Annotated in this window: 22 protein-coding genes; 9 read left to right on the top strand and 13 right to left on the bottom strand. The window is 70.8% G+C overall.

Annotated features, from left to right (window positions below; translation table 11 throughout):
* Positions 1-138: 138 nt before the first annotated feature.
* The 6 genes from ACFVU2_RS00625 to ACFVU2_RS00650 are packed head-to-tail and all read left to right on the top strand — an operon-like array spanning position 139 to position 6,783.
* Positions 139-1,122 (top strand): ABC transporter permease, encoded by a 984-nt coding sequence (locus tag ACFVU2_RS00625; RefSeq protein ID WP_387869838.1) that lies wholly within the window; start codon positions 139-141, stop codon positions 1,120-1,122.
* A gap of 9 nt (positions 1,123-1,131) precedes the next feature.
* On the top strand, positions 1,132-2,112 hold the full coding sequence (locus ACFVU2_RS00630; protein WP_387869839.1) for an ABC transporter permease: 981 nt from the start codon (positions 1,132-1,134) through the stop codon (positions 2,110-2,112).
* Complete coding sequence (locus tag ACFVU2_RS00635; RefSeq protein WP_387869841.1) at positions 2,109-3,002, top strand: ABC transporter ATP-binding protein; 894 nt, start codon at positions 2,109-2,111, stop codon at positions 3,000-3,002. The genes ACFVU2_RS00630 and ACFVU2_RS00635 overlap by 4 nt, the downstream gene beginning before the upstream one ends.
* Entirely contained in the window at positions 2,999-3,931 is a 933-nt protein-coding gene (locus ACFVU2_RS00640; RefSeq protein ID WP_387869842.1) for an ABC transporter ATP-binding protein, read from the top strand. Before ACFVU2_RS00635 ends, ACFVU2_RS00640 begins: the two co-directional genes overlap by 4 nt.
* Positions 3,932-3,991: 60 nt before the next feature.
* Entirely contained in the window at positions 3,992-5,416 is a 1,425-nt protein-coding gene (locus ACFVU2_RS00645) for an anaerobic C4-dicarboxylate transporter family protein (protein ID WP_387869844.1), read from the top strand.
* 38 nt (positions 5,417-5,454) lie between these two features.
* Positions 5,455-6,783, top strand: coding sequence for a M20/M25/M40 family metallo-hydrolase (locus tag ACFVU2_RS00650; protein WP_387869846.1), 1,329 nt, complete (start codon positions 5,455-5,457; stop codon positions 6,781-6,783).
* Between the two features lie 81 nt (positions 6,784-6,864).
* Here the strand turns inward: ACFVU2_RS00650 and ACFVU2_RS00655 are convergent, their stop codons facing one another.
* The 10 genes from ACFVU2_RS00655 to ACFVU2_RS00700 form a co-directional block, all read right to left on the bottom strand.
* Complete coding sequence (locus tag ACFVU2_RS00655; RefSeq protein WP_387869848.1) at positions 6,865-7,638, bottom strand: GntR family transcriptional regulator; 774 nt, start codon at positions 7,636-7,638, stop codon at positions 6,865-6,867.
* A 36-nt stretch (positions 7,639-7,674) separates the two neighbouring features.
* Complete coding sequence (locus tag ACFVU2_RS00660) at positions 7,675-8,673, bottom strand: NAD-dependent epimerase/dehydratase family protein (protein ID WP_387869849.1); 999 nt, start codon at positions 8,671-8,673, stop codon at positions 7,675-7,677.
* Complete coding sequence (locus tag ACFVU2_RS00665; RefSeq protein ID WP_387869851.1) at positions 8,670-9,458, bottom strand: sugar phosphate isomerase/epimerase family protein; 789 nt, start codon at positions 9,456-9,458, stop codon at positions 8,670-8,672. The genes ACFVU2_RS00660 and ACFVU2_RS00665 overlap by 4 nt, the downstream gene beginning before the upstream one ends.
* Positions 9,455-10,123: a ThuA domain-containing protein gene (locus ACFVU2_RS00670; RefSeq protein ID WP_387869852.1), complete on the bottom strand. Its 669-nt coding sequence runs from the start codon at positions 10,121-10,123 to the stop codon at positions 9,455-9,457. The genes ACFVU2_RS00665 and ACFVU2_RS00670 overlap by 4 nt, the downstream gene beginning before the upstream one ends.
* A gap of 83 nt (positions 10,124-10,206) precedes the next feature.
* Complete coding sequence (locus ACFVU2_RS00675; protein WP_387869854.1) at positions 10,207-11,865, bottom strand: ABC transporter substrate-binding protein; 1,659 nt, start codon at positions 11,863-11,865, stop codon at positions 10,207-10,209.
* Positions 11,862-13,031: an ABC transporter ATP-binding protein gene (locus tag ACFVU2_RS00680; protein ID WP_387869856.1), complete on the bottom strand. Its 1,170-nt coding sequence runs from the start codon at positions 13,029-13,031 to the stop codon at positions 11,862-11,864. The genes ACFVU2_RS00675 and ACFVU2_RS00680 overlap by 4 nt, the downstream gene beginning before the upstream one ends.
* On the bottom strand, positions 13,028-15,133 hold the full coding sequence (locus tag ACFVU2_RS00685) for a dipeptide/oligopeptide/nickel ABC transporter permease/ATP-binding protein (RefSeq protein WP_387869858.1): 2,106 nt from the start codon (positions 15,131-15,133) through the stop codon (positions 13,028-13,030). The genes ACFVU2_RS00680 and ACFVU2_RS00685 overlap by 4 nt, the downstream gene beginning before the upstream one ends.
* 11 nt (positions 15,134-15,144) lie before the next feature.
* Positions 15,145-16,119 (bottom strand): ABC transporter permease, encoded by a 975-nt coding sequence (locus tag ACFVU2_RS00690; RefSeq protein WP_387869860.1) that lies wholly within the window; start codon positions 16,117-16,119, stop codon positions 15,145-15,147.
* Positions 16,116-16,844 carry a ThuA domain-containing protein gene (locus ACFVU2_RS00695; protein WP_387869861.1) on the bottom strand — a complete coding sequence of 243 codons (729 nt, stop codon included), beginning with the start codon at positions 16,842-16,844 and terminating at the stop codon, positions 16,116-16,118. The genes ACFVU2_RS00690 and ACFVU2_RS00695 overlap by 4 nt, the downstream gene beginning before the upstream one ends.
* Entirely contained in the window at positions 16,841-17,920 is a 1,080-nt protein-coding gene (locus ACFVU2_RS00700; protein WP_387869863.1) for a Gfo/Idh/MocA family protein, read from the bottom strand. The genes ACFVU2_RS00695 and ACFVU2_RS00700 overlap by 4 nt, the downstream gene beginning before the upstream one ends.
* 264 nt (positions 17,921-18,184) lie before the next feature.
* Between ACFVU2_RS00700 and ACFVU2_RS00705 the strand changes: the two genes are divergently transcribed.
* Complete coding sequence (locus ACFVU2_RS00705; RefSeq protein WP_387869865.1) at positions 18,185-19,174, top strand: zinc-binding dehydrogenase; 990 nt, start codon at positions 18,185-18,187, stop codon at positions 19,172-19,174.
* 202 nt (positions 19,175-19,376) lie between these two features.
* Positions 19,377-20,804: an APC family permease gene (locus ACFVU2_RS00710; protein ID WP_387869866.1), complete on the top strand. Its 1,428-nt coding sequence runs from the start codon at positions 19,377-19,379 to the stop codon at positions 20,802-20,804.
* Here ACFVU2_RS00710 and ACFVU2_RS00715 read toward each other — a convergent pair.
* Both ACFVU2_RS00715 and ACFVU2_RS00720 read right to left on the bottom strand, forming a co-directional pair.
* Positions 20,801-22,429, bottom strand: a complete 1,629-nt coding sequence (locus ACFVU2_RS00715; RefSeq protein WP_387869867.1) for an amidohydrolase — start codon at positions 22,427-22,429, stop codon at positions 20,801-20,803. The two genes, ACFVU2_RS00710 and ACFVU2_RS00715, sit on opposite strands and share 4 nt — an antisense overlap.
* Positions 22,426-23,856 carry a purine-cytosine permease family protein gene (locus ACFVU2_RS00720; RefSeq protein ID WP_387869869.1) on the bottom strand — a complete coding sequence of 477 codons (1,431 nt, stop codon included), beginning with the start codon at positions 23,854-23,856 and terminating at the stop codon, positions 22,426-22,428. Before ACFVU2_RS00720 ends, ACFVU2_RS00715 begins: the two co-directional genes overlap by 4 nt.
* An 84-nt stretch (positions 23,857-23,940) precedes the next feature.
* Here ACFVU2_RS00720 and ACFVU2_RS00725 point away from each other — a divergent pair, with 84 nt between their 5' ends.
* Positions 23,941-24,570: a TetR/AcrR family transcriptional regulator gene (locus ACFVU2_RS00725; RefSeq protein WP_387869871.1), complete on the top strand. Its 630-nt coding sequence runs from the start codon at positions 23,941-23,943 to the stop codon at positions 24,568-24,570.
* A gap of 28 nt (positions 24,571-24,598) precedes the next feature.
* Here ACFVU2_RS00725 and ACFVU2_RS00730 read toward each other — a convergent pair whose 3' ends face one another.
* Positions 24,599-26,344, bottom strand: a complete 1,746-nt coding sequence (locus ACFVU2_RS00730) for a glycoside hydrolase family 9 protein (RefSeq protein WP_387869872.1) — start codon at positions 26,342-26,344, stop codon at positions 24,599-24,601.
* Positions 26,345-26,373: the final 29 nt, after the last annotated feature.

Here is a 26,373-nt window from a genome sequence, read left to right on the forward strand (position 1 = left end):
GGGGCCCCCGCCTCCCCCGCCGAGGAAATCGCGCCTGTGCGGGGCTACCCGCATGGCCCCGGCGACCCCGGGCCGGCCGGGGGGGGGGGGCCCCCCGCCCCCGGCCGCCGCGCGCCCCGACCCGCCGGGACGCGAACAATGCGCTACTACGTCAACAAGATCGGCTTCTACCTGATCGCAGGCTGGATCGCGATCACCCTCAACTTCCTGCTGCCCCGGCTCGTCAAGGGCAGCCCGGTGGACGTCATCCTCGCCAAGACCCAGGGCGTCGCTCCGATGCCGCCCGAGGCGCGGCACGCCCTCGAGCTGCAGTTCGGCGTCTCGCACGACCCCTTGATCGTGCAGTACGGCCAGTACCTCCACAACATCTTCACCGGCAACTTCGGGCTCTCGGTGAGCTACTACCCCACCCCGGCGATCGACGTGGTCATGCAGGCCCTGCCGTGGACCGTCGGCCTGGTGGGCCTCGCCACCGTGATCAGCTACCTGATCGGCATCGTGTTCGGCTCCTGGCTCGGCTGGCGCCGGGGCACCTGGACCGACGGCCTCCTGCCGGCGTCGACCTTCTTCTCCGCGATCCCCTACTTCTGGCTCGCCCTCGTGCTGGTGTACGTCTTCGGCTCGATCCTGCACTGGTTCCCGGTCAGCGGAGGCTACGACCTCAACATCCCGCCCGGCTTCACCCCCGAGTTCATCGGCTCGGTGATCGTCTACGGGCTGCTCCCGGCCATCACGATCATCCTCGCCTCCGTCTCCGGCCAGCTGCTCGGCACCCGCAACATGATGGTGTCGACGATGGCGGAGGACTATGTGGTCACCGCCCGCGCCAAAGGGCTGCGCCCCACGCGCGTCTTCGGGTCGTACGCCATGCGCAACGCCCTGCTGCCCTCGGTGGCCGGCTTCGCGATGTCGCTCGGCTTCATCGTCAACGGCTCGGTCGTCACCGAGAGCGTCTTCGGGTACCCCGGTGTCGGGTTCACCCTGCTGACGGCCGTGCAGAACAACGACTACCCGCTGATGCAGGCGCTGTTCCTCATCATCACCCTCGCCGTGCTCGGCGCGAACCTCGTCGTGGACCTCGTCTACGGCTTCATCGACCCGCGCACCCGGCTGGCGAATTAGGAGAGCATCATGAGCTTCACGCAGCAAGAACTCGCGGACCCCGAGCTCTCGGGGTCCGAGCCCGACGCGGGGCCCCCGCGCACCGGCTTCTTCCGCGCCACCGGTCGCGCGACCGGTCGCCGCCGCACCTCCCGCGGCTGGAAGTTCTGGGTCGGGATCACGGTGTGCGCGTTCTTCGCGATCGTCGCGATCGTCGCGCCCTTCCTGGTCCCCAACCCGAACCAGTCGAGTCCGGTCGGCCTCCAGCCGCCGAGCGGCGACCACTGGTTCGGGACGACCAACATCGGCCAGGACGTGTTCGGCCAGGTCGTCGCCGGTACCACCGGCTCGGTCGTCATCGGCGTCGTGGCAGGGGCGATCACGGTCATCCTGTCGATGGTCTTCGGCGTCGGCGGAGCCTTCCTCGGCGGCTTCTGGGACAACGCGTCGTCGCTGGTCAGCAACGTCTTCCTCGTGATCCCCGGCCTGCCGCTGCTGATCATCGTCACCGACTACGTGGAGTCGCGCGACATCGTCGTCATCGCCGTGGTCATCGCGCTCGTCTCGTGGGCCGGCGCCGCGCGCGTGCTGCGGGCGCAGACGCTCTCCGTGCGCTCACGCGACTACGTCGATGCGGCCCGCGTCGCGAGCGAGTCCAACTGGCGCATCATGCTGCGCGAGATCCTGCCGAACCTCATGCCGATCATCGCCTCGCAGTTCGTCTTCGGGGCGCTGGGCGCCATCCTCGCGGAGGCGGGGCTGTCGTTCCTCGGCCTGGGCGCCCCCGGCGGCAAGAGCTGGGGAAGCATCCTCTTCTTCGCGCAGAACGCGCAGGCCATCACGCTCGGCGCCTGGTGGTGGTTCGTGCCGCCGGGGCTCTGCATCGCGATCCTCGGCGCCGCGCTGGGTCTCATCAACTTCTCCATCGACGAGCGCATCAACCCGCGCCTGCGCACGGCCGCCATCGCCAAGCGCTCCCGTTCGTCCCGCCCGAAGGGGGCCACCGCATGAGCGAGCCGTTGCTGAGCATCCGCGACCTCACCGTCGACTACGCCACCGACCGCCCGGTGCGGGCCGTCGACGGGGTCTCGCTCGACATCCACCCCGGCGAGATCGTCGGCCTGGCCGGCGAGTCCGGCTGCGGCAAGTCGACCCTCGCCTACACGATCACCCGCCTGCTCCAGGCGCCGGCCGAGATCAGCGGCGGCTCCATCGAATGGCGGCGGGAGGACGGCGGGACGACCGACATCCTCGGGCTCGGCGGTCGTGAACTGCGGGCCTTCCGCTGGCAGGAGATCTCGATGGTCTTCCAGGGCGCCATGAACGCCCTCAACCCCGTGCACCGCATCGGCCCGCAGATCGAGGACGTCTTCCTCGACCACCGCGCCGGCCTGAACCGGGCCGAGCGGCGGGAGCGCGCGGCGGAGCTGCTGCGCACCGTGGGCATCCCGGTCGACCGGCTCCGCAGTTACCCGCACGAGCTGAGCGGCGGGATGCGCCAGCGCGTCATGATCGCCATGGCCCTCGCCCTGCGGCCCCGCCTGATCATCATGGACGAGCCGACCACCGCCCTCGACGTGGTGGTGCAGCGCAACATCCTGGAAGAGATCGACCGGCTGCGCAGCGAGTTCGGATTCGCCGTGCTCTTCATCACGCACGACCTCGGGCTGCTGCTGGAGATCAGCGACCGGGTCGGGGTCATGCTCTCGGGGCGGCTGGTCGAGGAGAACACCCCGGAGGCGCTGCTGGCCGGCGCCGGCCACGACTACACCCGGCACCTGCTGAGCTCGTTCCCCAGTCTGCGCGGCGACACCCCGATCACCGGCACCCGCTACGTCGACCGGGGTGCCGGCACGTCCGCGCCCGATGCCGGCGCCGCACGAGAGGAGGCTCGCGCGTGACCACGCTCGAAGCCCTGCACCTGAGCAAGAACTACCAGATCCGCGGCACCGGTCTCCGCGGCGCGACCCTGCGCGCGGTCGACGACGTCTCGCTGCTCGTGCGGCCCGGCGAGTCGGTCGCGCTGGTCGGCGAGTCCGGGAGCGGCAAGTCCACCATCGCCAAGATGCTCATCCGCCTGGTCGAGCCGACCGCCGGGGACGTCACCCTCGACGGCGAGCGCCTCGGTCAGGGTCGCCGGGCGACGAAGGCGTACCGCAAGCGGGTGCAGATGGTGTTCCAGGACCCGTTCTCGTCGCTCAACCCGTCGCTGCCGATCCGGCACCAGCTCGTGCGGCCGCTGCGCATCCACGGCATCGTCCGCACCAAGGCCGAGGAGGAGCGCGAGCTGCACCGCCTGCTCGACTCGGTGAACCTCGGCCCCGCAGCGGAGATCCTCGCCAAGTACCCGCACGAGCTCTCGGGCGGCCAGCGGCAGCGCATCGCCATCGCCCGCGCGCTCGCTCCCCGCCCGGAGGTGCTCATCGCCGACGAACCCGTCTCGATGCTCGACGTCTCCATCCGCCTCGAGATCCTGCAGCTACTCGACGACCTCAAGCGCGAACGCAACCTCGCCGTGCTCTACATCACCCACGACCTCGCGACCGCCCGCCACTTCTCGACCCAGATCGTGGTGATGCGGCACGGCCGGGTGGTCGAACGCGGTCCCTCGAGCGCGGTCATCCTCGACCCCGTCCACCCCTACACGCAGCTGCTGGTGCGCGCCGCCCCGGACCCGCATTCCGAGCCCTTCGTCATCGACCCGGAGCGCCACCTGCAGTCGACCGACGTGCTGGTCACCGAGACCGACCCCGGCCCCGCCGACGGGCGGCACTGGGCACGGGCGTGGGCGGAGGATGCGGCGGTGCAGGAGTTGCTGGCGGGGGTCTGAGCGCAGGGGCTTCACACCGCGCCTCCCGTCGGGCATGCTGTCGCCGAGGGGGAGGTCGCCATGGAAGTCGTTCTCGTCATCCTGCAGGCATGCGTCGTCATCGGCGCGATCGTGCTCGGCGTGCGCGTCGGCGGGATCGGGCTCGGGCTGTGGGGGGTGGTCGGCACCGCCATCCTGGTATTCGTCTTCCGGCTGCCGCCCGGGTCGCCGCCGGTGGACGCGTTCTTCATCATCATCGCGGTCATCACGGCGTCGAGCGCGATGCAGGCGGCGGGCGGCATCGACTTCCTGGTGTCGATCGCGTCACGCATCATCCAGCGCAATCCGCGGAGGCTGACCTACGTCGCGCCGCTGGTCGCGTTCGTCTTCACGGTGCTGTCGGGGACGTCGAACATCTTCTTCGCGCTCATCCCGGTGATCTACGAGACGGCGTACCGCAACGGTCAGCGCCCGGAGCGCGCGCTCGCGGCCTCCACCGTCACCTCCGGCCTCGGCATCACGGCGAGCCCGGTCTCGGCGGCGATGGCCGCGTACCTCGTCCTGGTCGAGTCGAAAGGCTTCGGCCTGCCGCAGGTGCTGCTCGTGACGGTGCCCTCGGCGATCATCGCGTGCCTGGTCACGTCGTTCGTGCAGCAGCGCATCGGCAAGGAGCTGGTGGTCGATCCTGTCTTCCGCGAACGGGTGGAGAAGGGCACGGTCGAGGTGCCGGAGTCGCTGGAGGCGAGCTTCGCGCAGTCGCAGGGCAGCGCATCGGCATCCGGTTCCGGCACGACGAAGACCACGCGCACGAAGACCTCGGGCGCCACGCCGATCGAGCACACCGTGCCCGAAGGCGGCAAGACCGCTGCCTGGATCTTCATCGTCGGAACACTCCTGGTCGTCGCGCTCGGCCTCTTTCCCGCCCTGCGCCCGGCCTTCCCCGACGCGAACGGCGACCTGCAGCCGATCGGCATGTCCCCGGTGATCGAGATGGTGATGTTCACGGTCGCCCTGGTCATCATCCTGGTGCGCAAGGTGAAGCCGTCCCTGGTCGTCGAGCAGCCCCTCCTGCGCTCGGGCTACGTCGCGGCGGTCGCGCTCTTCGGCATCGCGTGGATGGCCGACACCTTCATCTCCGCCAACCAGAAGACCATCATCGAACCGCTCGGCCAGCTGATCACCGCCCAGCCGCTGCTGCTCGCCGTCGCGCTGTTCCTGGTCGCCGGTCTGACGACGAGCCAGTCGGCGACGACCAACACGCTCATCCCGATCGCGCTGGCCGCCGGCCTCGCCCCGGGGGTCATCACGGCCATGTGGCCCTCCCTGATCGGCGTGTGGCTGTTCCCCGCTAACGGCTCCCAGATCGCCGCGGTCGAGACGGACCGCACGGGATCGACCCGGCTCACGCCCGTCCCGATCTGGCACTCGTTCACCATCCCGATGCTGGTGTCGTGGGTCTCCGTCGTCCTGTCGGGCCTTCTCATCCAGCTCGTCGTCCCCTCCTGAGAACCGCACCACCGCACCGAACCTGTAAGGAGCACCCCGTGTCCGAAGCCGAATCCCTCATGCCCGACGTCCTCGATCGGCTGGACGCGCTGGTGCGCATCCCCTCGATCGCCTTCCCGGGCTTCGACGCCGAGCCGGTGCATCGCATGGGCGAAGCGGTGGTGCAGCTGTTCGAGGCGGCCGGAGCGGACGGCGTGCGCCTCCTGGACGTCCCCGGAGGCTACCCCTGCGTCTACGCCGACCTGGCAGGGCCGGAGGGGTCGCCGACCGTGCTGCTCTACGCGCACTACGACGTGCAGCCCGCCCCCGCGAGCCAGGGCTGGAGCTCCGAGCCGTTCGAGCCGACCCGCAAGGACGACGGCCGCATCTACGGCCGCGGCGCCGCCGACGACAAGTCGGGGCTCGTGATCCACTACGGCACCCTCCGGCTGCTCGGGCCCGACCGGCCCTGCCGGGTGAAGATCCTCGTCGAGGGCGAGGAGGAGACCATCTCGCACCTGGAGGAGTTCGTCGAGGCGAACCCCGACCTGTTCGCCGCCGACGCGTTCGTCATCGCCGACCTCGGCCCCCAGGAGGCCGGCCGCCCGGCGCTCACCACGGCCCTCCGCGGCGACGTCGCCTGCACCATCACCGCGCGCACGCTCGCCAACCCGGTCCACTCGGGCGAGTTCGGCGGAGCGGCACCGGACGCCATGACCGCGATGATCCGCATCCTCGACACCCTGCACGACGAGCACGGCGACACCGTCGTCCCCGGTGTCGATGCGGGCGCCTGGGCCGGCGCCGACATGGACGAGGCCGCGTACCGCGCCGGCTCGGCCATCCTGCCCGGCGTCGACTACCTCGGCACCGGCTCGCTCTCCGACCGCATCTGGGCGAAGCCGTCGGTCACGGTGCTCGGGATGGACCTCCCGAACACGGCGGAGGCCTCCAACGTCCTGTTGCCCTCGGTGACCGCGAAGCTGTCCATGCGCATCGTCCCGGGCTCCGACGGCGACGCGCAGCTGGAGGCCCTGATGGCGCACCTGCGGTCGCAGCGGCCGTGGAACTGCGAGGTCGAGGTCGAGAAGGTCAAGGTGGGGCACGCCTTCCGCGTCGACGAGTCGCACCCGGCGATCACCTCGGCGATGGATGCGCTCGGCCAGGCGTTCGGCGTTCCGGCGGAGTCGATCGGCGCCGGCGGGTCCATCCCTCTCGTCGCGTCGCTCAAGAAGGTCTCCCCGGGTGCAGCGATCGTGCTCTGGGGCGCGGAGGACACGGCTCAGTCGCGCATCCACGCCTCGGACGAGTCGGTCGACCCGGAGGAGATCCGGCGGATGATCGACGCCCAGACCCTCTTCATCCGCGAGTTCGCGCGCGCGGTCTGAGCCGATCCGTGCGAACATTCGTGCCGAATGTCGCGTTTGGCGTGGGCTAACGCGACATTCGGCACGAATGTCGGACGGAGATCAGCGCGTGCGGGCGAAGTTCGTGCGCAAGCGGTAGCGCTCGCCGGCGTACGTGATGGTCGAGACGAAGAGGGGATGCTCCCGCTCGTCGACGGCCACCTGACGCATCACGAGCACCGGCTTGCCGATCTCGAGCCCGAGGTGCTCGGCGACGGCCGCGGTGGTCTCGCGGGCCTCGATCGTCGCGTCCGCGCGCAGGGGCTCGACCCCGGCCTCGGCGAGCGCCTGGTAGAACGACGCCGTCGCGAAGTCGACCGACTCGAGCGACGGCGCGAGCGCCGCCGGCATGCGCGTCACGTCGACCGCGATGGGCACGTCGTCGAGCAGGCGCACGCGCTCCAGGTGGAAGAGCGGGGTCCCCGGGGCGACGCCCAGCTCCTCCGCTTCGTCGAGGGTCGCCGGCTTGGCCTCGGCGCGCAGCACGCGGGAGGTCGCGGCAAGGCCCATCCGGGTGGCCGTCTCGGTGAACGACTCGAGGCTGTTCGGGAAGTCCTTGCCGACGGCCGGCGTCTGGGCGACGTACCAGCCGCGGCCGTGGGAGGCGCTGAGCACGCCGTCCTCGACCAGCTGGCTGAGCGCCTTGCGCAGCGTCACGCGCGAGATCGAGAGCTGCTGGCACAGCTCGCGCTCCGGTGGCAGCCGCATGCCGGGTTTCAGCACGCCGGTGGCGATCTCGTTGTTGATCAGGTTGATGACCTGGATCCACAGGGGCTCGGGATAATCGGGGCGGATGGCGGCGACCGCGTTACCCCCGAGCGTCTCCGGCTGCGTCACAGTGGCTATCCTCCCCTTGCCGATCGCGTGCCTCATTCATACCACTCGGGACCGGTCGGAGCGTGCAGCGAGGCGGTCGAACGCCGCGGCCAGCTCGTCGTCAATGCCGCGGGCCTCCGCGTGCGCGTCGTGGTGCCGCACGATCCGGCGCGCCCCTTCGGCGAACGACACCTGCGGGGCGAACCCGGGGACGAGCCGCCGCAGCTTCGTCGTGTCGAACAGCATCGTGTGCCGGAAGTCGTGCTCGAGCACCTCGTCCCAGCCCGGGATCTCCTCCGCGATCGTCTGACTCGACCGGTGCACCAGCAACGGCTCGAGGGCCCCGGCGGCGCGGGCGAGCTCGAGGTGGATCTGGTCCCAGGTGAGCGCATCGCCGCTGACGACGTTCACACTCTCCCCGATCGCATGCCCCTCGCCGAGCAGGGGCACGAACGCGCGGGCGAAGTCGCTGGAGTGCATGAGGGTCCACAGGGAGGTGCCGTCGCCGTGCACGACGACGGGCGCGCCCGAGCGCATCCGCTCGACCGCCGTCCAGCCGGACAGCAGTGGGACGGTGGTCTCGTCGTAGGTGTGGAACGGCCGCACGATCGTGAGCGGGAAGCCGTGCTCGCGGTACGCCTCCTCGAGCAGCAGCTCGCACGCGATCTTGTCCCGTGCATACCCGAAGACCGGCTGGCGGCGCGGGCTCGACTCGGTGATCGGCAGGAGCGGGACCGGCCGGCCGAAGACCGAGCAGGTCGAGATGAGCACGTACTGTCCGGTGCGCCCGCCGAAGTACTCGACGTGGCCGTCCAGATCGGCCGGGGTGAACGCGACCCAGTTGACGACGGCGTCCCAGCGCTCGTCGCCGAGCAGGGCGGCCAGCGCCGCCGGGTCGCGCACGTCGCCGTTGAGCACGCGTGCGCCCTCCGGCACCGGCCGGCGTGGGGCGGACCGGGTGACGATCGTGAGCTCGGCGCCCGAGGCGACCGCCTCGTGCGCGGCGGCCGAGCCGATCATCCCGTTGCCGCCGAGGAAGAGGATGCGCCCGCTCATGCGGTCCTCCCGTCGGAGAGGCCGGAGCCGACCAGGTGACGGTACGACTCCGCCAGGGCGTCGAACGTGTCGACGTCGAGCCGCTCCAGCTCGACGATGTGCCAGCGCAGGCCGGACGGCGCGGTCAGGATGCGCTGCCAGTCCATCGCGCCGGCGCCGATCGGCACCATCACGTCGTCCTCGTAGCTCACGGCGGGGCCGTCCTTGATGTGGACGAGCCGCGCCCGATCGCCGAGCCGCGTCAGCACCTCCGCGGGGTCGGCGCCGCCCATCCGCGCCCAGTAGGCGTCGAGCTCGATCACGACGCGTGGATCGAGCAGCTCCAGCAGGAGGTCGTACGCCTGCCGTCCGTCGAACGCGTTCGCGAACTCGGCGAAGTGGTTGTGGTAGCCGATCGTGAGCCCGCGCGCAGCGGCCCGCTCTGCGGCCTCGTTCACCCGCGACACCCCGGCGGCGACGGCCCCGGGCGAGTCGAACTCCTCCCGCTCCATCGACCAGACCAGCGTGTCAGCGCCCAGCGCCTGGGCGGTGTCCAGGATGCGATCGGCGCCCTCCCCGGCGGGGAACGGCGTGTGGGCGCTGGTGATCGGGAGTCCCGCGGCGTCGGCGGCGGCGCGCACCCGCTCCGGGCCGTACTGCTCGACCAGCCCGTAGGTCTCGACCCCGAGGTAGCCGATCTCCGCGACGCGCGCGAACGTCCCTTCGAGGTCCGCCCGGGCCTGCTCGAGGATGGTGTAGCCCATGACCGCGATCGGCGCGGTCGTGCGCACGGCGGCCGCGCTCACAGGGCGCCCGCCGTCCACTGCAGGGCGCGCCGCACCAGCTCGCGCACCGGGGGCTCGCCCCAGGCGCGCAGGTCGTGGCCGAGGGCCAGGTACACGACCCGGCCGGCCCCGACCTCCCTGGCGTACATCACCGGGATCACGACGCCGTCGGCGCGGTGCCGCTGCGCGAGCACCTGCACATCGTCGTCGGCGAGCTCGAACTCGTAGTACTCGTCGAACAGGTCGAAGTCGTCGACGCCTGCGGTGATCGGATGCTCGCCCACGATCTCGACGGTGTGCCGGCCCTCGTGGTGTCCGGGGCCGTGCGAGAGGTACCGGTTGCCGAGCAGGTCGAACATCGCCCGGTCCGCCGGGTCGAGCCCGTCCCCCTCCCAGCCGAGGATGTTGGCGCCGTGGATGCCGACGAGGCCCTTGCCGTCGGCGACGGCCGCGGCGAGCGCCTCCTGCTGTGCGGTCGGGAACTGCCCGCCCGAGGTGTACAGCAGGTAGGTGTCGGCCCCGGCGGTCTCGGGCCGGGCGTCGACGAAGCGGTTCATGCCCATCCCGCGGCGGGTCACGAGGCCCGCCTCGATGCCCAGCTGCTGGTACACCTGCGAGGCGGTGAGGAGGTCGTGGTGGATGTCGTCGCCGTTCACGACGACGAGTGCTGATCTGTTGCGGCTCATCTCGTCTTCTCGTTGTCGGTGCCCGCGGGCGGGCCGGTCGTCCCGGCCCGCCCGCAGACGTCGGAGCTGGTGCTCCCGATGGGTCAGGAGACCGGCTTCAGCTTCAGCGCCACCACCGGGTTGGGGTAGGGCGCGAAGTACGGGTCCTTCTCGCTGGGCCAGCCGGTGACCTTCGCGCTGCTCCAGTCGCCGTAATTGCCCCAGTAGAACATCACGATCATCGGCAGCTGGTCGATCCAGATGCCCTGCAGCTTCTCGAGGATGCTCGCGCGCTCCTCGTCGGTGGTCGCCAGCGGGTACTGCGCGAACAGCTCCTTCGCGACCGGGTCGTTGAAGCGCTCGATGTTCTCGAACGTCGGCGTCGCCTGCCCCAGGGGGTAGTACTTGTTCGGGTTCATCATCGAGTCGTAGATGTTGAACGCGCGGGGCGCCGGGCCGACCGGGTAGCCGATCGTGGACTGGAAGGTGCCGTCGGCGGTGATCTTGTTGATGTCGTTCACCGACGTGGTGTCGATGTCGAGCTTGATCCCGATGTCCTTCAGCTGCGAGACCAGCACCTGGGCGCGGGCCGCGATGTCGGTGTACGAGGCGGGGAAGCTGACCGAGAACTCGACCTTCTTGCCGTCCTTCTCGTAGAACCCGTCCGACCCCTTGGTGTAGCCGGCGTCGGTCAGCTGCTTCTCGGCGGCCGGCTTGTCCTGCTTGAAGTCGAGACCCTTGTACTTCGCGGCGACCTCGCTCTCGAAGGCCGGCATCGGCAGGCCGGTCTGGCTGGTGGCCGGTGGCGAGTCGGTGGCCGCGCCGACCTGGGCGCGGTCGACGCCGAGGCTGATGGCGCGGCGCACGGCGATGTCGCTGAGCGGCCACTTCTCCAGGTTCGGGATCAGGCCGTCCGAGCCCACGACGGGCGCCCAGTAGTGGTTGTCCTTGCTCTTGGAGAGGTAGGTCTTCTCGGCGTCGGCGATGTAGGTGCCCGACCAGTCGGCCTGGCCCTGGACGAGCGCGTTGGTCTGGCCCTGGTTGTCCTTGTAGGGGATGAACCGGATGCCGCCGATCTTGGCCGGGTCCTGCCAGTAGTCCTTGTTCGTCTTGAGCACGAAGCTCTGCGGCGAGAAGGTGTCGAGGATGAACGGGCCGGTACCGACCGGGGTCTTGTCGACGTACGTGGTGGGGTCGCCCACCTTCGACCAGATGTGCTTCGACACGATCGCGGCGCCGACCAGCGAGGTGAACTTCGTCTCGGACGGCGAGGCGAAGGTCATGACCACGGTGTCGGCGTCGGGCGCGGTGATGGTGTCGAAGTCGACGCCGCCGACGTTGAGGGCGGGGTACTTCTTGAGCATCTCGTAGGTGAAGACGACGTCGTCGGCCGAGAACTTCTGGCCATCGGTCCACTTGACGCCGGTCTGCAGGTGCAGGGTGAGCGTCTTGTTCTCGTTCGACCACTCCCACGACTTGGCGAGCCACGGGATGTCCTTGCCGATGTCCACGTTGTTGATCTGCACGAGGGGCTCGTAGATGAAGCCGCCGGCGCCCTGGTTCGTGTAGGTGGCGCCCTGCGCGGTGTTCGGCAGGTACGGGTTGAAGGACTGCGTGAGGCTGTCGGACTGACTCGCCACGTTGAGGATCAGTCCGTCGCCCGAACTCGAACCGTTCGACGAGCAGGCGGCGAGCGGTACGACGAGTGAGGCGGCGAGCGTCGCGCCGATGACGGCACGGCGCACGGACCTTCTGCGATTCATTGCTGGTCTCCCTTGGTTTCGGTTGGTGCTGGAGCGTCTGAGGGGGCCGCGTGGGGCCCGGTGGTGATGCGGCGTCCGGCCGGGCGCACGGGTCCGAGCCCGTACGCGACCGCGTTCTCGGCGCGCTTGGCCGTCGCCTCTGCGTCGTCCGCGTAGAGCCAGCACTTCGCCCACTGGCCGTCGTCGAGGGCGAAGGCGGCCGGGGCCTCGGTGCGGCAGCGGTCCATGGCGAACGGGCAGCGCGGGTGGAACCGGCAGCCGGCCGGCGGGTCGATCAGGCTCGGCGGCTGCCCGATGTCGCGCGGGCGTTCGTCGTCCGGCCGCGACGGGTCGGGCGCGGAGGCGATGAGCAGCTGCGTGTACGGGTGGGCGGCCTTCTGGGTGACGGTCTCGCTGGGCCCCGCCTCCACCAGCTGGCCGGCGTACATCACGCTGGTGTCCTCGGCGAAGTAGCGGGCGGAGGCGATGTCGTGCGTCACGTACAGCAGGGCGACCCCGCGCTCCTCCACCAGCCGGCGCAGCAGGTTCAGCACGCCCAGGCGGATGGACACGTCGAGGCTCGACACCGGCTCGTCCGCGAGGAACACGTCGGGGTTCGCCGCCAGCGCCCGTGCGATCGAGATGCGCTGCAGCTGACCTCCCGAGAGCTCGTGGGGGAACTTCTCCGTGAACTGCCGCGCGGGGCGCAGGCTCACCTGCCCGAGCAGGTCGTCGATGATCGCGGTCTGCTCCTTCGCCGACGTCTTCGGGTGGTGGATGCGCACCGCGCGGGTCAGCGTGCGCGCGATCGTCGCGACCGGGTTGAAGGAGCCGAACGGGTCCTGCAGGATCAGCTGCACCCGGCTGACGTGCTCGCGCAGCGACCGGCCGCCCTTCACCCGCACCGTCTGCCCGCGGTAACGGATCTCGCCGCTGGTGACCGGATGAAGCTGGGCGAGCAGGCGGGCGAAGGTGGACTTACCGGAGCCGGACTCCCCCACCAGGGCCATGATGCGTCCGGCGTGCAGCGCGAGCGACACGTCGTCGGCGGCGTGCACGACGCGCTTGGGACCGCGTGCGAACAGGCTGCCGCGCGTCGGGAAGTGCTTGGTGACGTGCAGGGCCTCCAGCACCGGGACGTCGGAGCGCTCGGGCGCCGGGGCGGGCGAGGTCTCGATCGTCGTCATCGGGCGTCCTCCATCTCGACGGCGTCGACGCCGTCCTCGTTCGGGCGGTCGGCAGCGGGGCGGTCGGAAGCGGAGCGGTCGGCAGCGGTTCCGTCGCCCTCGTAGAGCAGACAGGCGGCCTCGGCCTGCCGCCATTCGGCGGGACCGGAGAGCTTCAGCAGCTCGGGGACGACCTCGTGGCAGCGGTCGAAGGCGAGCGGGCAGCGCTCCGCGAACGCGCATCCGGCGGGCAGACGGCGGAGGTCCGGAGGCGATCCGGGGATGCCGGCCAGCTCGCGCTTCGGGCCCGAGAGGGTCGGGAACGACCCGAGCAGGCCCTGGCTGTACGGGTGTCGCGGGTTGCGGTAGAACTCGTCGGCGTCGGCGAGCTCGACCACCCGGCCCGCGTACATCACGGCGATGGTGTCCGAGAGCTCGATGAGCAGGGACAGGTCGTGGGTGATGAAGACGACGGCGAAGCCGAGGCGGTCCTTCAGCTCGATGATCTTCTCGATGATCTGGCGCTGGATGACCACGTCGAGGGCGGTCGTCGGCTCGTCCATCACGATGATCTCGGGGTCGAGGGCGAGGCCGACCGCGATCATGGCGCGCTGGCGCATGCCGCCCGACAGCTCGTGCGGGTAGGCGTTCACCCGGTCGGTCTGGATGCCGACGAGGCCGAGCAGCTCGACGACCCGCGCCGCACGATCGGCCGGCGACATCCCCGGCCGGTGGGCGCGGAGCACGTCGTCGATCTGCGCCCCGACGGTGAGCACGGGGTTGAGCGCGTGCATCGCCGACTGGAAGACGATCGACAGCTCCTCCCAGCGGAAGTCGCGCAGGTCGTTGTCGCCCATCGCGAGGATGTCGGTGACGGAGCCGTCCGGGTTCGTGTACAGCATCCGGCCGCTGGTGATCTGCGCCGGTGGCTTGTGCAGCCGGGTGATGGCGTACGCGAGGGTGGATTTGCCCGAGCCGGACTCCCCCGCGATCCCGAGCACCTCCCCGCGCCGCAGTGCGAGCGACACGTCGTTGACCGCAGGGGTGACGGACGACTCCCCGATGTAGTCCACGTGCAGGTTCTCGACCCGCAGGATCACGTCGCTCGTCGCCGGGTCGAAGGGGCGGTGGGCCGGCCGCTCGCCGCGCACCCGGGCGGGGCGCCGCACGATCTTGGCCCGCTGGGCGCGCGCCTGCGCCTTCTGTGCCTTCTTGGTGCCGATCCCCGCCTGCCGCAGTCGCGGGTTGATGAATTCGTCGATCCCGAAGTTCACGAGCGAGAGCCCGGTTCCGAGCAATGCGATCGCGAGGCCGGCCGGCACGAACCACCACCAGGCTCCGGTGAGCATCGCGCTCGACACCTGCGCCCAGTAGAGGATGGTGCCCCACGACCACTCGGTGACGTTCGTGAGCCCGAGGAACGCCAGGCTGGCCTGGGTCAGGATGGCGCCCGTGACGGTGCCGAGGAAGCTGGCCGCGATCACCGCGATCTGGTTCGGGAAGATGTCGCGGAAGATGATGCTGGAGGTGCGCTCGCCGGTCGCCCGCGCCGCCTCCACGAAGTCGCGTTTGCGCAAGGACAGGGTCTGCGCCCGAAGCACCCTCGCTCCCCACGCCCATCCCGTGATCGAGATGACCAGGATGATGCCGAGCGAGCCCGACTTCGGCAGGTAGGAGGCGAGGATGACCGTCAGCGGCAGAGCCGGGATGACCAGGAAGACGTTCGCCAGCAGGGACAGCAGTTCGTCCGGGAGGCCGCCGAGATAGCCGGCGGCAAGGCCGACGATCACCGACAGCACGGTGGCGACGATCGCGGCACCGACACCGACCAGCAGCGAGATCTGCGTGCCGTAGAGCATCTGGGAGAAGACGTCCTGCCCGGTCTGGGTGGTGCCGAGCCAGTGCTCCGGGCTCGGCGGCGCGAGCGTCTGCTTGCTGACGGCCGACGGGTCGAACGGGGCGATCCAGGGTCCGATGATCGCGAGCACGCAGAACACGGCGACGATGACGACGCCGGTGAGGGTCCACGGGCGGCGGAACGCGCGCATCCAGGCGAAGCGCGAGGTGGGGGTGTCCGTCTCGCCGGACTCCGCCTCGGCGATGGTGGCGGTGGTGATGGCCATGGGATTCGCTCTCAGCTCTCTCGGGTGCGGGGGTCGAGGAAGACGTACATGAGGTCGGCGAGCATGTTCGCGATCAGCACGGTGATGGTGATGACCAGGAAGATGCCCTGCATGAGCGGGTAGTCCTGCGCCTGCGCCGCCTTGAAGAGCACGGTGCCGATCCCGGGGTAGTTGAAGACCACCTCGGTCACGATCGAGCCGCCGACCACGAAGCCGAGCGACATCGCGAAGCTCGAGAACGACGGCAGGATGGCGTTCCGCGCGGCGTAGGTGACCATCACGCGACGCTTGGACAGGCCCTTCGCCTCGGCGAGCCGCACGTAGTCCTCGCTGAGGGTGGTGACCATCATGTTGCGCATCCCGATCAGCCAGCCGCCGATGGAGGCGACGACGATCGTGAGCGCGGGAAGGATCGCGTAGTAGACGGCACTGCCGATGAATCCGAAGTTCCAGCCGATCGTCTCCGTCACCGCGTAGCCGCCCGAGAGCGGGAACCAGTGCAGGATGATCGAGAAGATCAGCACCACGCAGATCGCGAACCAGAAGTAGGGGATGCTCGACAGCAGCGTCGTGACCGGGATGAGGCCGTCCAGCCAGCTGCCCCGCCTCCAGCCGACGATCATCCCGAGGCCGGTGCCGATCACGAAGCCGAGCACGGTGCAGACGGTGATCAGCACCAGCGTCCAGCCGATGCTGGTCGCCAGCACGTCGGCGACCGGCGTCGGGTAATACGCATACGAGATGCCGAAGTTGCCGCTGAACAGGTTCTTCCAGTAGTCGAGGTACTGCTGCCAGAGGCTCGCGTCGCTCTGGCCGAACAGCACGCGCAACGCCTCGATCGCCTGCGGCGACAGCTTGCCGTGGAACTTGGCGATGAGCGCATCGGCGGGGCTGCCGGGCATGATGCGCGGGAGGAGGAAGTTGAGGCTGATCGCCGCCCAGGCGGTGATCAGATAGAAGACGGCTCGTCTCAGGAGCACTCTCATAGCAGGACGCGATCCTCGGTCTCGGTCGGACGGGTGGGGGCGGATGCCGGCTCGGCGAGCCAGCGGGCGGCGCCGGCCACGAGGGCGCGGACGCCCCCGGAGGCCCACGCGCGCAGATCGTGGCCGAACTGCAGGTAGCAGACGCGGCCGCGGCCGTAGCGGTGCGCGGTCACGAGCGGTTCGCGGCCGTACGGGGCGTCGCGCCAGGCGAGCACCTCCGCGCCGGGTCGCACCTGCAGCCGGTAGTGCTCGTGCGCCAGGTCGAAGGGGGCGACGCCGTCGGTCACCGGGTGCGCGGCGAGATGCACCCGGTAGCGGCTCTCGTGCGGCTGCGGGCCGTGGTCGAGGTAGCGCGCGCCGATCAGGGCGGCCAGGGCGTCGTCCTCGGCGGGTCCGTCGTCGAAGTAGGCGGTGGAGTGCACGGCGAGGAGCCCGGCGCCGGCGGCGACCGCCTCCCGCAGCCCCTCCCGCTCGCGCGCGCCGAGATCCCCGGCCGCGCGGTACAGGGCGATCACCGCGTCGCCCGGCCGGTCGTCGCTGCCGAGCGTGCCGCAGCCGATGCGCACGCGCGTCGCGAGGCCTTCGGCGGCGAGGAGGCCCTGCAGCTCGACGCCCGCGCCGAAGAGGTCCTCGTAGACGTCGTCCCCGGTCAGCACGACCGTGGCGGTCGCGGTGCCGGCGGGCGTGGTGGCGGGCGCGGTCGCCGACGTGGCGGCCGGCGTCACCACGTCGACCTCAGCTCGCCGACCGGGGACCAGAGGCCTGCGGCGACCCCGGAGATCAGCGCGTTGTCGCGCGACTCGAGGGGCAGCGTCACCCGGCCGCGGGAACGGGCGCTCTCGTAGGCGGCGAAGACGATCTCGGCGCCGGCGAGCGCGTGCCGGGCGGCGAGCACCGGCTCCGTTCCGTGGTCGAGAGCGTCGACCAGGTCGGCGACGGCCTCCGCCGTGCAGGCGAAGATCGCCGGGTCGATGCCGTGGTCCCAGCCGGCCGGGTCGCTCGCATACGGCGATGCGAAGCGCACGCCCTCCGCGCCGAAGCGCTGCACGACGGCCTCCTGGCCGTTGACGACGATGCGGCCGCGCGTGCCCTGCAGGATGAGGCCCAGGTTGTTCTCCCGGTTGAGCACCGGCGTCGACGGCTCCCGCCCGGTCGAGATCGTGGCGCGCACCCCGTCGTCCCAGGCGAGCTGAGTGATGGACGACGTCTCGACGAAGACTCCGTACACGTAGCGGTTGGTGCTCACGTCGGCCTGGGCGAGCACCCACTCGACCGGGCGGTCGTGGCGGTAGAAGAGCGCCAGGTCGACGATGTGGCTGCCCCAGTCGAACAGGTTGGGGCAGTATCCCTCGATGCTGACGAGCTCGCCGATTATCCCCTCGTCGAGCTGGGCGCGGGCGAAGCGGTGCACCGGCTCGAACCGGCGCTGGAGGTTGACCGTCAGCTGCACTCCGGCCGAGGCTGCGGCCTCCGTCATCGCCACGGCGTCGCCGTAGGTGAGGGCGAACGGCTTCTCGCAGTGGATGGCGCGCGCGCCTGCCGCGATCGCCGCCTCGACGACCGCGCGGCGGTGCTGCGGCGGCGTGCACACGCTCACGAGGTCGGGGCGCAGCTCCTGGAGCATGGCCGTCGGGTCCGCGAAGGCCGACGGGATGTCCAGCTCGGCCGCGAGTCCCTCGGCCACCGCGCGATCGAGGTCGGCGACACCCACGAGCCGAACCCGCTCGTCGGCGCGGTAGGCGCTGGCGTGGACCCGGCCCTGTCCGCCGGCGGCGACCACGGCCGCGGTATACGTCTGCACCACACACTCTCCTTTGAAATGCGCCGTCCGGGGCCGAATCGGCACCCGGGCGGGTGAACCGAACGGTATCCCAGATCAATACCACCCGATGCCAGACTAAGACGAAAAGTGAACGGTAACAAGAGCTGAACCGATGATTCACACGATCGAAACATCAGGATCGGCACGAGCATGAGCAGCACGGCCGGGACAACGCTTACCACTGCGGGTCGAATGTGTTGTCCACCTAAAACCACAATCGACCACACGGACTACACTGACCGCATGCTGATCAGCCGCGTCGTCTCCGCCCGCACCTCCCGCGTCGAGGAGGTCCCCACCCCCGAGCCCGGGCCCGGCCAGGTACTCGTCGAGATCCTCGCCAGCGGAGTCTGCACCTCCGACCTCACCCCCTGGCTCACCGGCCCGGCGGCCGATGCCGACCCGATCGCCCTCGGTCATGAGATCACGGGACGTGTCGTCGCCGTCGGCCCGGGTGCGTCGCGCTGGCGCGAGGGCGAGCTCGTCACCGGGCTCGGCGGCCCGGGGTTCGCGACGCATGCCGTGCTCGACGCGGACCTCCTGCTGCCGGTGCCCGCCGGCGTCGAGCCCGCGCACGCGATCGGCGAGCCCATCGCCACGCTCGAGGAGGCGGTCTCACGCACCCCCATCCATGCCGGCTCCCGCGTGGCCGTCGTCGGTCTCGGCTTCATGGGACTCGGGCTGCTGCAGCTCGCCCGCACCCGCGCGCCCGGCACCCTCATCGGCGTCGACCCCAACCCCGAGGCGCGCGAGCGCGCCCTCGCCCTGGGCGCCCACGTCGCCCTCCACCCCGACGAGGTCGCCGCGTTCGTCGCCGCGGATGGCTCGGCGGGCGGCTCGGCGGGCGGCGCGGCGGGCGGCTCGGTCCCCGGCTCCGCCGACCCGCGCGCCGACGTGGTGCTGGAGGCGACGGGAGTCACCCCCGGCCTCGCCACCGCCTCCCCCCTCGTGCGCCCCTTCGGCACCCTCTGCGTCGTCGGCTACCACCACGCCGGCACCGCACCCTTCGACATGGAGCTCTGGTACAAGGGCGCCACGATCGTGAACGGCTTCTGCCCCGACCACCCGCGCGTCATGCGCGCGATGAGCGACGCGCTGGACCACGTCGCGAGTCGGCGGTTCACCTTCGCCCCGCTCGTCACCCACCGATTCGGCCTCGACGACGTGGATGCGGCCTACACCCTCATGGCCGACCGCGCCCCCGGCTTCGTCAAGGCCGTCATCGAGCCCTGACCACCCCTCCCGCTCCCACCTCCCCGCGCGATTCGTGCCGAATGTGGGGAATAGGGGCGGCATTCGCGACATTCGGCACGAATCGCTGGCGGGTCGCGGGGGCGGGTGCAGCGCACGAGGCCTGCGAAAGTTGCTATTTACCAATGGCGGACCAAAGCTGTACATTCCCGGGTAAACGCTTTCCACACCGAAAGGGCATCCCGTGACCACCACACCTGGAACCGCGAGCACCGTCGCTCCGGCCGGTCCGCGCCTCAAGCGCAGCCTCGGCACCCCGTCCCTCCTGCTGTTCGGCCTGGCGTACATGCTGCCGCTGGCCGTCTTCACCACCTACGGTCTCGTGACCGAGACCACCGGCGGCCACCTCGCCGGCGCGTATCTCGTGACGACCATCGCGATGCTCTTCACCGCGGGCAGCTACGCGAGCATGGTCCGCGCCTATCCGGTCGCCGGCTCCGCGTACACCTACACGCAGCGCACCTTCGGCCGGCATCTCGGGTTCCTCACGGGATGGACGCTGCTGCTCGACTACCTCGCGCTCCCCCTCCTGAACTACCTCGTCATCGGCATCTACCTGAACGCGGCGTTCCCCGCCGTCCCCGCCTGGGTCTTCGTGGTGGCGTCGGTGGTGCTCGTCACGGTGCTCAACGTCATCGGGATCACCCTGGTCACCTCGGCCAACCTCGCTCTCGTCGGCGTGCAGATCGTCTTCATCGTGGTGTTCGTGGTGACCGGTCTCTCCTACCTCTCGGGCGCCTCCTCGCTGCCGAACCTGCTCGATCCGTTCTTCTCCGCGGGCACCCCGCTGAGCGGTATCGCTGCGGGCGCGGCCATCCTGGCCCTCGCGTTCCTGGGCTTCGACGCGGTGTCGACGCTGTCGGAGGAGGCGAAGGACGCCCGCAAGAGCATCCCGCGCGCGATCATCCTCTGCACCCTCGCCGGAGGGCTGCTCTTCATCGTCACGGCCTACGTCGCCGGGCTCGTCTTCCCGGATTACGCACACTTCACCGACACCGACTCGGCCCCTCTGGACGTGATGACGCGTATCGGCGGCAGCGCCCTGTTCACGTTCTTCACCGCCGCCTACATCGCCGGCAGCTTCGCGTCGGCGATGACCTCGCAGGCGAGCGTGGCGCGCATCCTCTTCGCCATGGGTCGCGACGGTCAGCTGCCGAGGCGGGTCTTCGCGGCTGTGCACGCCCGGTTCAAGACCCCGTGGCTCGCCGTCCTCGTGGTCGGTGTCGTCGGGCTGGTCGGCGCGCTCGTGCTCCCCCTCGACGTCGCGGCGTCGGTCATCTCGTTCGGCGCGCTCGTCGCCTTCAGCTTCGTGAACCTCGCCGTTATCAAGCACTACATCATCGACGGCAAGGAGCGCGGAGCCCGGGCGATGGCCGCCCACCTGGTCGCGCCTCTCATCGGGTTCGCGCTGACCGTCTGGCTGTGGACGAGCCTCTCCGGCACCACCTTCGTCGCCGGCGCGATCTGGGTGGCGGTCGGCGTGGTCATCCTCGCGATCGTCACCGGGGGCTTCCGCCGCAAGCCCCCGGTGATGGACTTCTCCGAGGAGGATCCCGCGCCGCTGCTGGAGGCCGCCCCCGCGGAGGCCGCCCCCGCGGATCCCGCCCGCTAGGCGCTGTAGGCGCTCCGGCCGCCGACGATCGTCTCGACGACCCGCGCCCGGAGCAGGGAGGACGCACCGCCCGCGAACACGTCGGCGTCGAGCACGGCGACGTCGGCCGCGAACCCCGGTGCGATCCTCCCCCGCCACTCGCCGTCGCCGACGGAGGCCGCGGCGTCGCGGGTGGCGTGGCCGACGGCCCGCTCCAGGGGCAGCGCGTACTGGGGCTGCTTCGCCGGCACCGACGGGTCGAGCGCGGAGGCGCGCGTCGACGCGACGTACATGTTGGCGAGAGCCTGGTGCGGGGCGGTGGGCGCGTCGGTCGAGAAGGCGAGCAGCGCGCCCGCGTCCTCGTACTCGGGCCACGGGAAGGCACGGTCGACGCGGTCGTCGCCGAGCATCTCGACCCAGTTGTCGAAGATCGCCGGGTCGGAGTGGACCGGCTGCATGGACGCCGTGACGCCGAGGCGGGCCATCCGCTCCGCCGTGCCGGGCGCCGCGTACTCGAGGTGCTCGATCCGGTGCCGGCGGGGGCGATCGCCGTTCTCGGCGACCGCGTGCTCGATGGCGTCCAGGGCGATGGTGCTCGCGTAGTCGCCGATCGCGTGCTGGGCGATCTGGAGTCCCGCCGCATCCGCCGCCGCGACGACAGGCTTCAAGCGTTCGAGCGGCCAGATCGGATCGGCGTTCGTGCCGTTCGCGTAGGGGTGTCGCATCGCGGCGGTGCACGCGTCGATCACCCCGTCGAGGATGAGCTTGATCCCGACCACGCGCAGCCACGCGGTGGACGGCTCGGCGGCGAGCCGGACGGCGCGCTCGACCTGGGCGAGGTTGGCCGCGTCGTCGCCGGTGTTGGCGACGAGCCAGTGCGCGGCGACGCGGATCGGCAGCTCGCCGCCACGGCGGTCCTGCGCCCGCTTCAGCGCGGCCAGGGCGAACTCGTCCATCGCCATGTCGACGACGCCGGTGACGCCGGTCGCCAGGTAGGCCTCGATGGCCCGCTCGGCCTGGGCGTCGCGGTCGGCGTCGGTGGTGGCGGCGTCGCGCTGACCCCAGGCGTACTCGGTCGCCGCCGTCTCGAGCAGCAGTCCGGTCGGCTCGCCGTCCGCGTCGCGCACGATCTCGCCGCCGATCGGGTCGGGGGTGTCCCGGGTGATGCCGAGCTCCGCCAGTGCCGCCGTGTTCACCCAGCACGAGTGGTAGTCGTTGGCGTCGAGGTAGACGGGGATGTCGGGGAGGGCGGCGTCGATCATCGCTGCGGTCGGCGCCCCTCCCGGCACCGCGTCGAACAGCCAGCCGCGGCCGCGCAGCACCGTCGCGTCCGGGTCGGCTGCGCGGGCCTCCTGCAGCAGGCTCAGGATGTCGTCCAGCGTCCGCGCGTCGGTGAGGTACACCTGCCCGAGCGCCGCGCCCATCATCAGCAGGTGGGTGTGCGCGTCCGTGAAGCCCGGCAGCACGAGGCGGCCGTCGAGGTCCACGACGTGGTCGGCGGAGGGCGGCGCGTCGCCCTCCGTGCCGACCCAGACGATGCGGTCGCCGGAGACGGCGAAGGAGGTCGCCCACTGCCGCTCCGGGTCGGTGTCGGCCGTGAAGACGCGGCCGTCGCGGTACAAGGTGGTCGTGGTCGGGTCGGTCACAGCCGGCCCTCCTTTCCGAGTCGAGTGCGGCTGAGGAGAAGATACGCGACGGCGGCGACGATCATCCCGACCGGAACCGAGAGGTCGACGTGCCCGAGCGCGGCCGCGATGGCGCCGGTCCAGACGTCGGTCGCGAGGCAGAGGGCGGTCGCGAGGCCGCCGAGCAGCAGGGCCGCGATGCCGGGGACGCCCCAGCCTCCCGAGTACCAGAAGCGGCTCCCGCGGGAGTCGTCGAAGAGCTCGGCGCCGTCGTAGACGTACCGGCGGCGCAGCACGTCGACGACGAAGATCGCCATCGCCGGCCCCGACACGATCACGAGGAGCTGCAGGAGGATGTTGGCGGCCTCGAGCAGGCTCGATGAGAGCACGAGGTAGACCGTGAGCGCAGTGCCCACGGCGCCGACGATGATCGCCGAGGGGATGCGGCGCAGCCGGAAGCCGATCGCCTGTAGGGCCATGCTCGACGTGTAGGTCGTCATCGCGTTGAGGGCGATCGTGTTCACGATGACGCCGATGACGAGGAGCGGGCCGACCCAGCCGGGGAGCAGATCGAACAGCGCGACGTCGATGCCGGCGTCGAACGCCCCCGCCTTCAGCCCGGTGGCCAGCAGCACGCCGACACTCGTGAACACGATGAACGGCAGGGCGCCGCCGAACGCGGTGGCGGCGGCGATGTGCGACGGCTTGGTCGAGCGCGGCAGGTAGCGGGCGATGTCGGGGCTGTTGATGAACGACAGCGGCGTGGAAGCCAGGATGGTGAAGCCGATCGAGATCGCCGACCACAGCTGTCCGCCGCTCAGCGCCTGCGGAGCGGTGTACCCCCAGTCGACCGTCGGCAGGATGAACGCCGTCACCAGCAGGAAGATGGCGAACAGCACGACCGCCATGATCGGGTAGATCCGCAGGATCAGCCCGTGCCCGAAGATCGCGACCGCGATCGTCACCGCCGACACCACGATCGTCACGCCGATCGGCACCCACACCGGGTCGTCGAGCCCGATCCGGCGCAGCAGGTCGGCCCCCATGAAGGACGACGCGAGCCAGGTGAGCGACAGGAACACGGCGCCGATGAACCAGCCGACGAACGCGACGAAGAGCTTGTTGCCGAGCACGCCGTACATCGCGCGCGTCACGACGGAGCCCGACGTGCCGGCGGCCGGACCGCTGCCGGCGATGATCCCGGGGAACACCCAGAGCAGCGACGAGGCGAGGATCACGGCGATGGCCTGCCAGATCTCCAGGCCGAGGAGGATCAGCGTCGCCCCGACGGTGAAGTTGAGGATGCTCACCCCGGGCGCCGCCCACACGAAGAAGAGGTCCCGGGCCCGGCCGTGCCGCTCGGCGTCGCCGATGACCTCGATCCCCCGTGTCTCCGGCGCCGTGGAGGCGTCCACGAACTCCTCTGCGCCGATCCGTTCTGCGGACATATCGTCTCTCTCCCGACTCAGCATCTTTGCTGTTGGTCACGTGCCCAATAACCTGTTGGTCAGTCATTCAATAGCATGGAGGTCATGGAGTCAAGCACACCGTCGTCCCGCTCCCGCAAGCCGCCGGAGGAACGGCGCGAGGAGATCCTCTCCGAGGCCGCGTCCATCGCCCTCGAGCAGGGCCTCGAGCGCATCACGCTGCGGGCCGTGGCGACGCGGCTCGGCGTGCGGCCCGGCCTCATCTCGCACTACTTCCCCGCCGCCGAAGACCTCGTCGAGGAGGCCTTCGTGCGCGCGGCGACGATCGAGCGCGAGCGGTTCTTCCCCGAGGACGGAACGCCCGTCGAGCGTCTGGCGCACTTCGTGGACCACATCGACAGCGGAGCCTCCCTACCGCTGGCCCGGCTCTGGCTGAACGCGCGCCACCTCTCCCGCTTCACTCCGTCGCTGGAGGCGACCTTGCGGGAGCAGGACGAGCTCGACCGCGCTCAGCTGGCGTCGATCGTCGCCGCGGGCGTCGCCGCCGGCCAGTTCGCCGAGGTGGACCCCGAGGCGGCGAGCATCCGCCTCCTCATCGCGGTGGACGGCAGCGGCTCCTACGTCAACAGCACCGGAGACCTCAGTCACCCGGCTCAGGCGCGGTTCGTCGCCGACGTCGCCGAATGGACCCTGGGCCTCGCGCCGGGCACCTTGGATCGGACGGTCGGCCGCTAGACCGCCCGCGACTCAGGCCTCCCGACGCTCACGCAGCGCAGACGGCGAGCAGGAACCAGCCGGAGTGCGGGATCCACTGCTCGGCCCAGCGCCATTCCTCGCCGTCGGGAGCGGCGGCCGGGAGGAAGGCGATCGACTCCTCGTCCGTCCAGCCGGAGGTGATCCCGTTGACGATCCCGCCCGGCGTGTTCTGGTACACGCCCGAGTACTCGACGCCGTTCCGGCCCCGCCCCTGGAGCATGCAGGCGTCGAACGGGTTGAGACCGCCGACCCAGGCCACGGCGTCGGCGTGCAGCCGCCGCAGCCGATCGCGGGTCGGTCCGTCGCAGGCGGGCAGACGGGCCGCGACGGCCGCAGCGTAGGCGAGGGAGGCGAGCCCCGCGTTCTCGCCCTGCCACCAGTAGCCGGTCTCGTTCTCGTGGGGGAAGAAGAAGGCGTCGAGCGGCTCGCCGCCGAACGGCTGGACCCGTTGCCGCGGATAACCGAAGGCGTTCGGCACGGCGTCCGTGCGGGCGAGGATCCCGCGCAGGATGGCGAGTGCCGCGTCTTCCGCGCGCGTCGCGTCGTCGCCGGCTGTGGCGTCCGCCTCCCCCTCCCGGAACACCTCCGCCCAGCGCAGCAATGCGACCGCCGGGAGCCCCGGCTCGGCCGCGTGGAAGAACGGCCGGCCCTCCGCATCGCCGACGAGCCACGCTCCCGTTCCCCCCGCCTCCCCCGGCCGCACCCGCGCCGCCAGCGACGCCGCGCGCTCGCGGCCGGCACGCTCGAACCGTTCCGCATCGGCGCCCCGCTCGCGGGCGGCGTGCAGCAGCTCCGCCGCCGCGAGCAGAGCGCAGTAGTCGTCGATGATCGATTCCTCGCCGTCGAACAGGTAGGCGCGGTTGTGCTCCTGCAGGTGGTCGAAGCCGCGTTCCGCCGCGGCGATGTACGCGGCGCGGCCGGCCTCCCCCTCGTCATCCGCGGTCGCGGCCAGCGCGAGGGCGGCGATCGCGAGGCCGCCGCCGTGACGGTAGGCGGCCTGCCAGCGCTGCGTGCGCACGCTGTCCTGCAGCGGCGCCGTGATGACGCGCTCCTCGAGCTGCTTGGTCAGGGCGTCGAAGATCCCCGTGTAGAAGTAGCCCTCGGGATCCTGGAACCGGGTGAGGAAGTCCGCGCCGAACAGCCCCTCGTCGCGCAGCCGGGGGTACTGGCTCGTCAGGAAGCCGGGGTGCGCGCCGCGCAGCTCGCGACCGGCGGTGAGCAGCGCCCAGGCGCAGAGCGGGATCTGCTGCGGGCTCATCATGCGCGTGTAGGTCAGATGGCTGAGGAACTTGCTGTAGTCGCCGGAGGCGTCGAGCCAGCCGCCGCGCGCATCCACCGTGCGGCCGGAGGCGTCGTAGTAGAACCGGGCGGCGGCGTCTTTCCGCTCGATCTCACCGCTCGACCGCTGGGCGCGGAACATCGCCGTGATGTCGGAGACGACGAGCGACGGCAGGCGATCCGGGCCGACGGTGAACGGCGTGGAGCGGGTCGCGGTCCCGTCGACGTCGGCCAGGAGCCGGTAGCGGCCCGGCTCCGTGAGCTCCGGGAAGTCGACGCGGGTGTACGCGGCCTCTCCCCAGCGACCGACGCGCGCGGTCGCGCCGACCGACACGCGCACCGCGACCTCGGCGCCGTCCTCGCGTTCCAGCCGCACGTCCGCGACGCGCTCCCCGACCACGACCGCCGCCTTGGGCGACCCGGTGTCGTAGCCCAGCTGGCTCACCAGCACGGCGGGTCCCGTGATCGTCTCCACCGCAGCCTCCAGACAACTTGCGTACCACT

This window comes from Leifsonia sp. NPDC058194 (assembly GCF_042883605.1).
GTDB lineage: Bacteria > Actinomycetota > Actinomycetes > Actinomycetales > Microbacteriaceae > Leifsonia.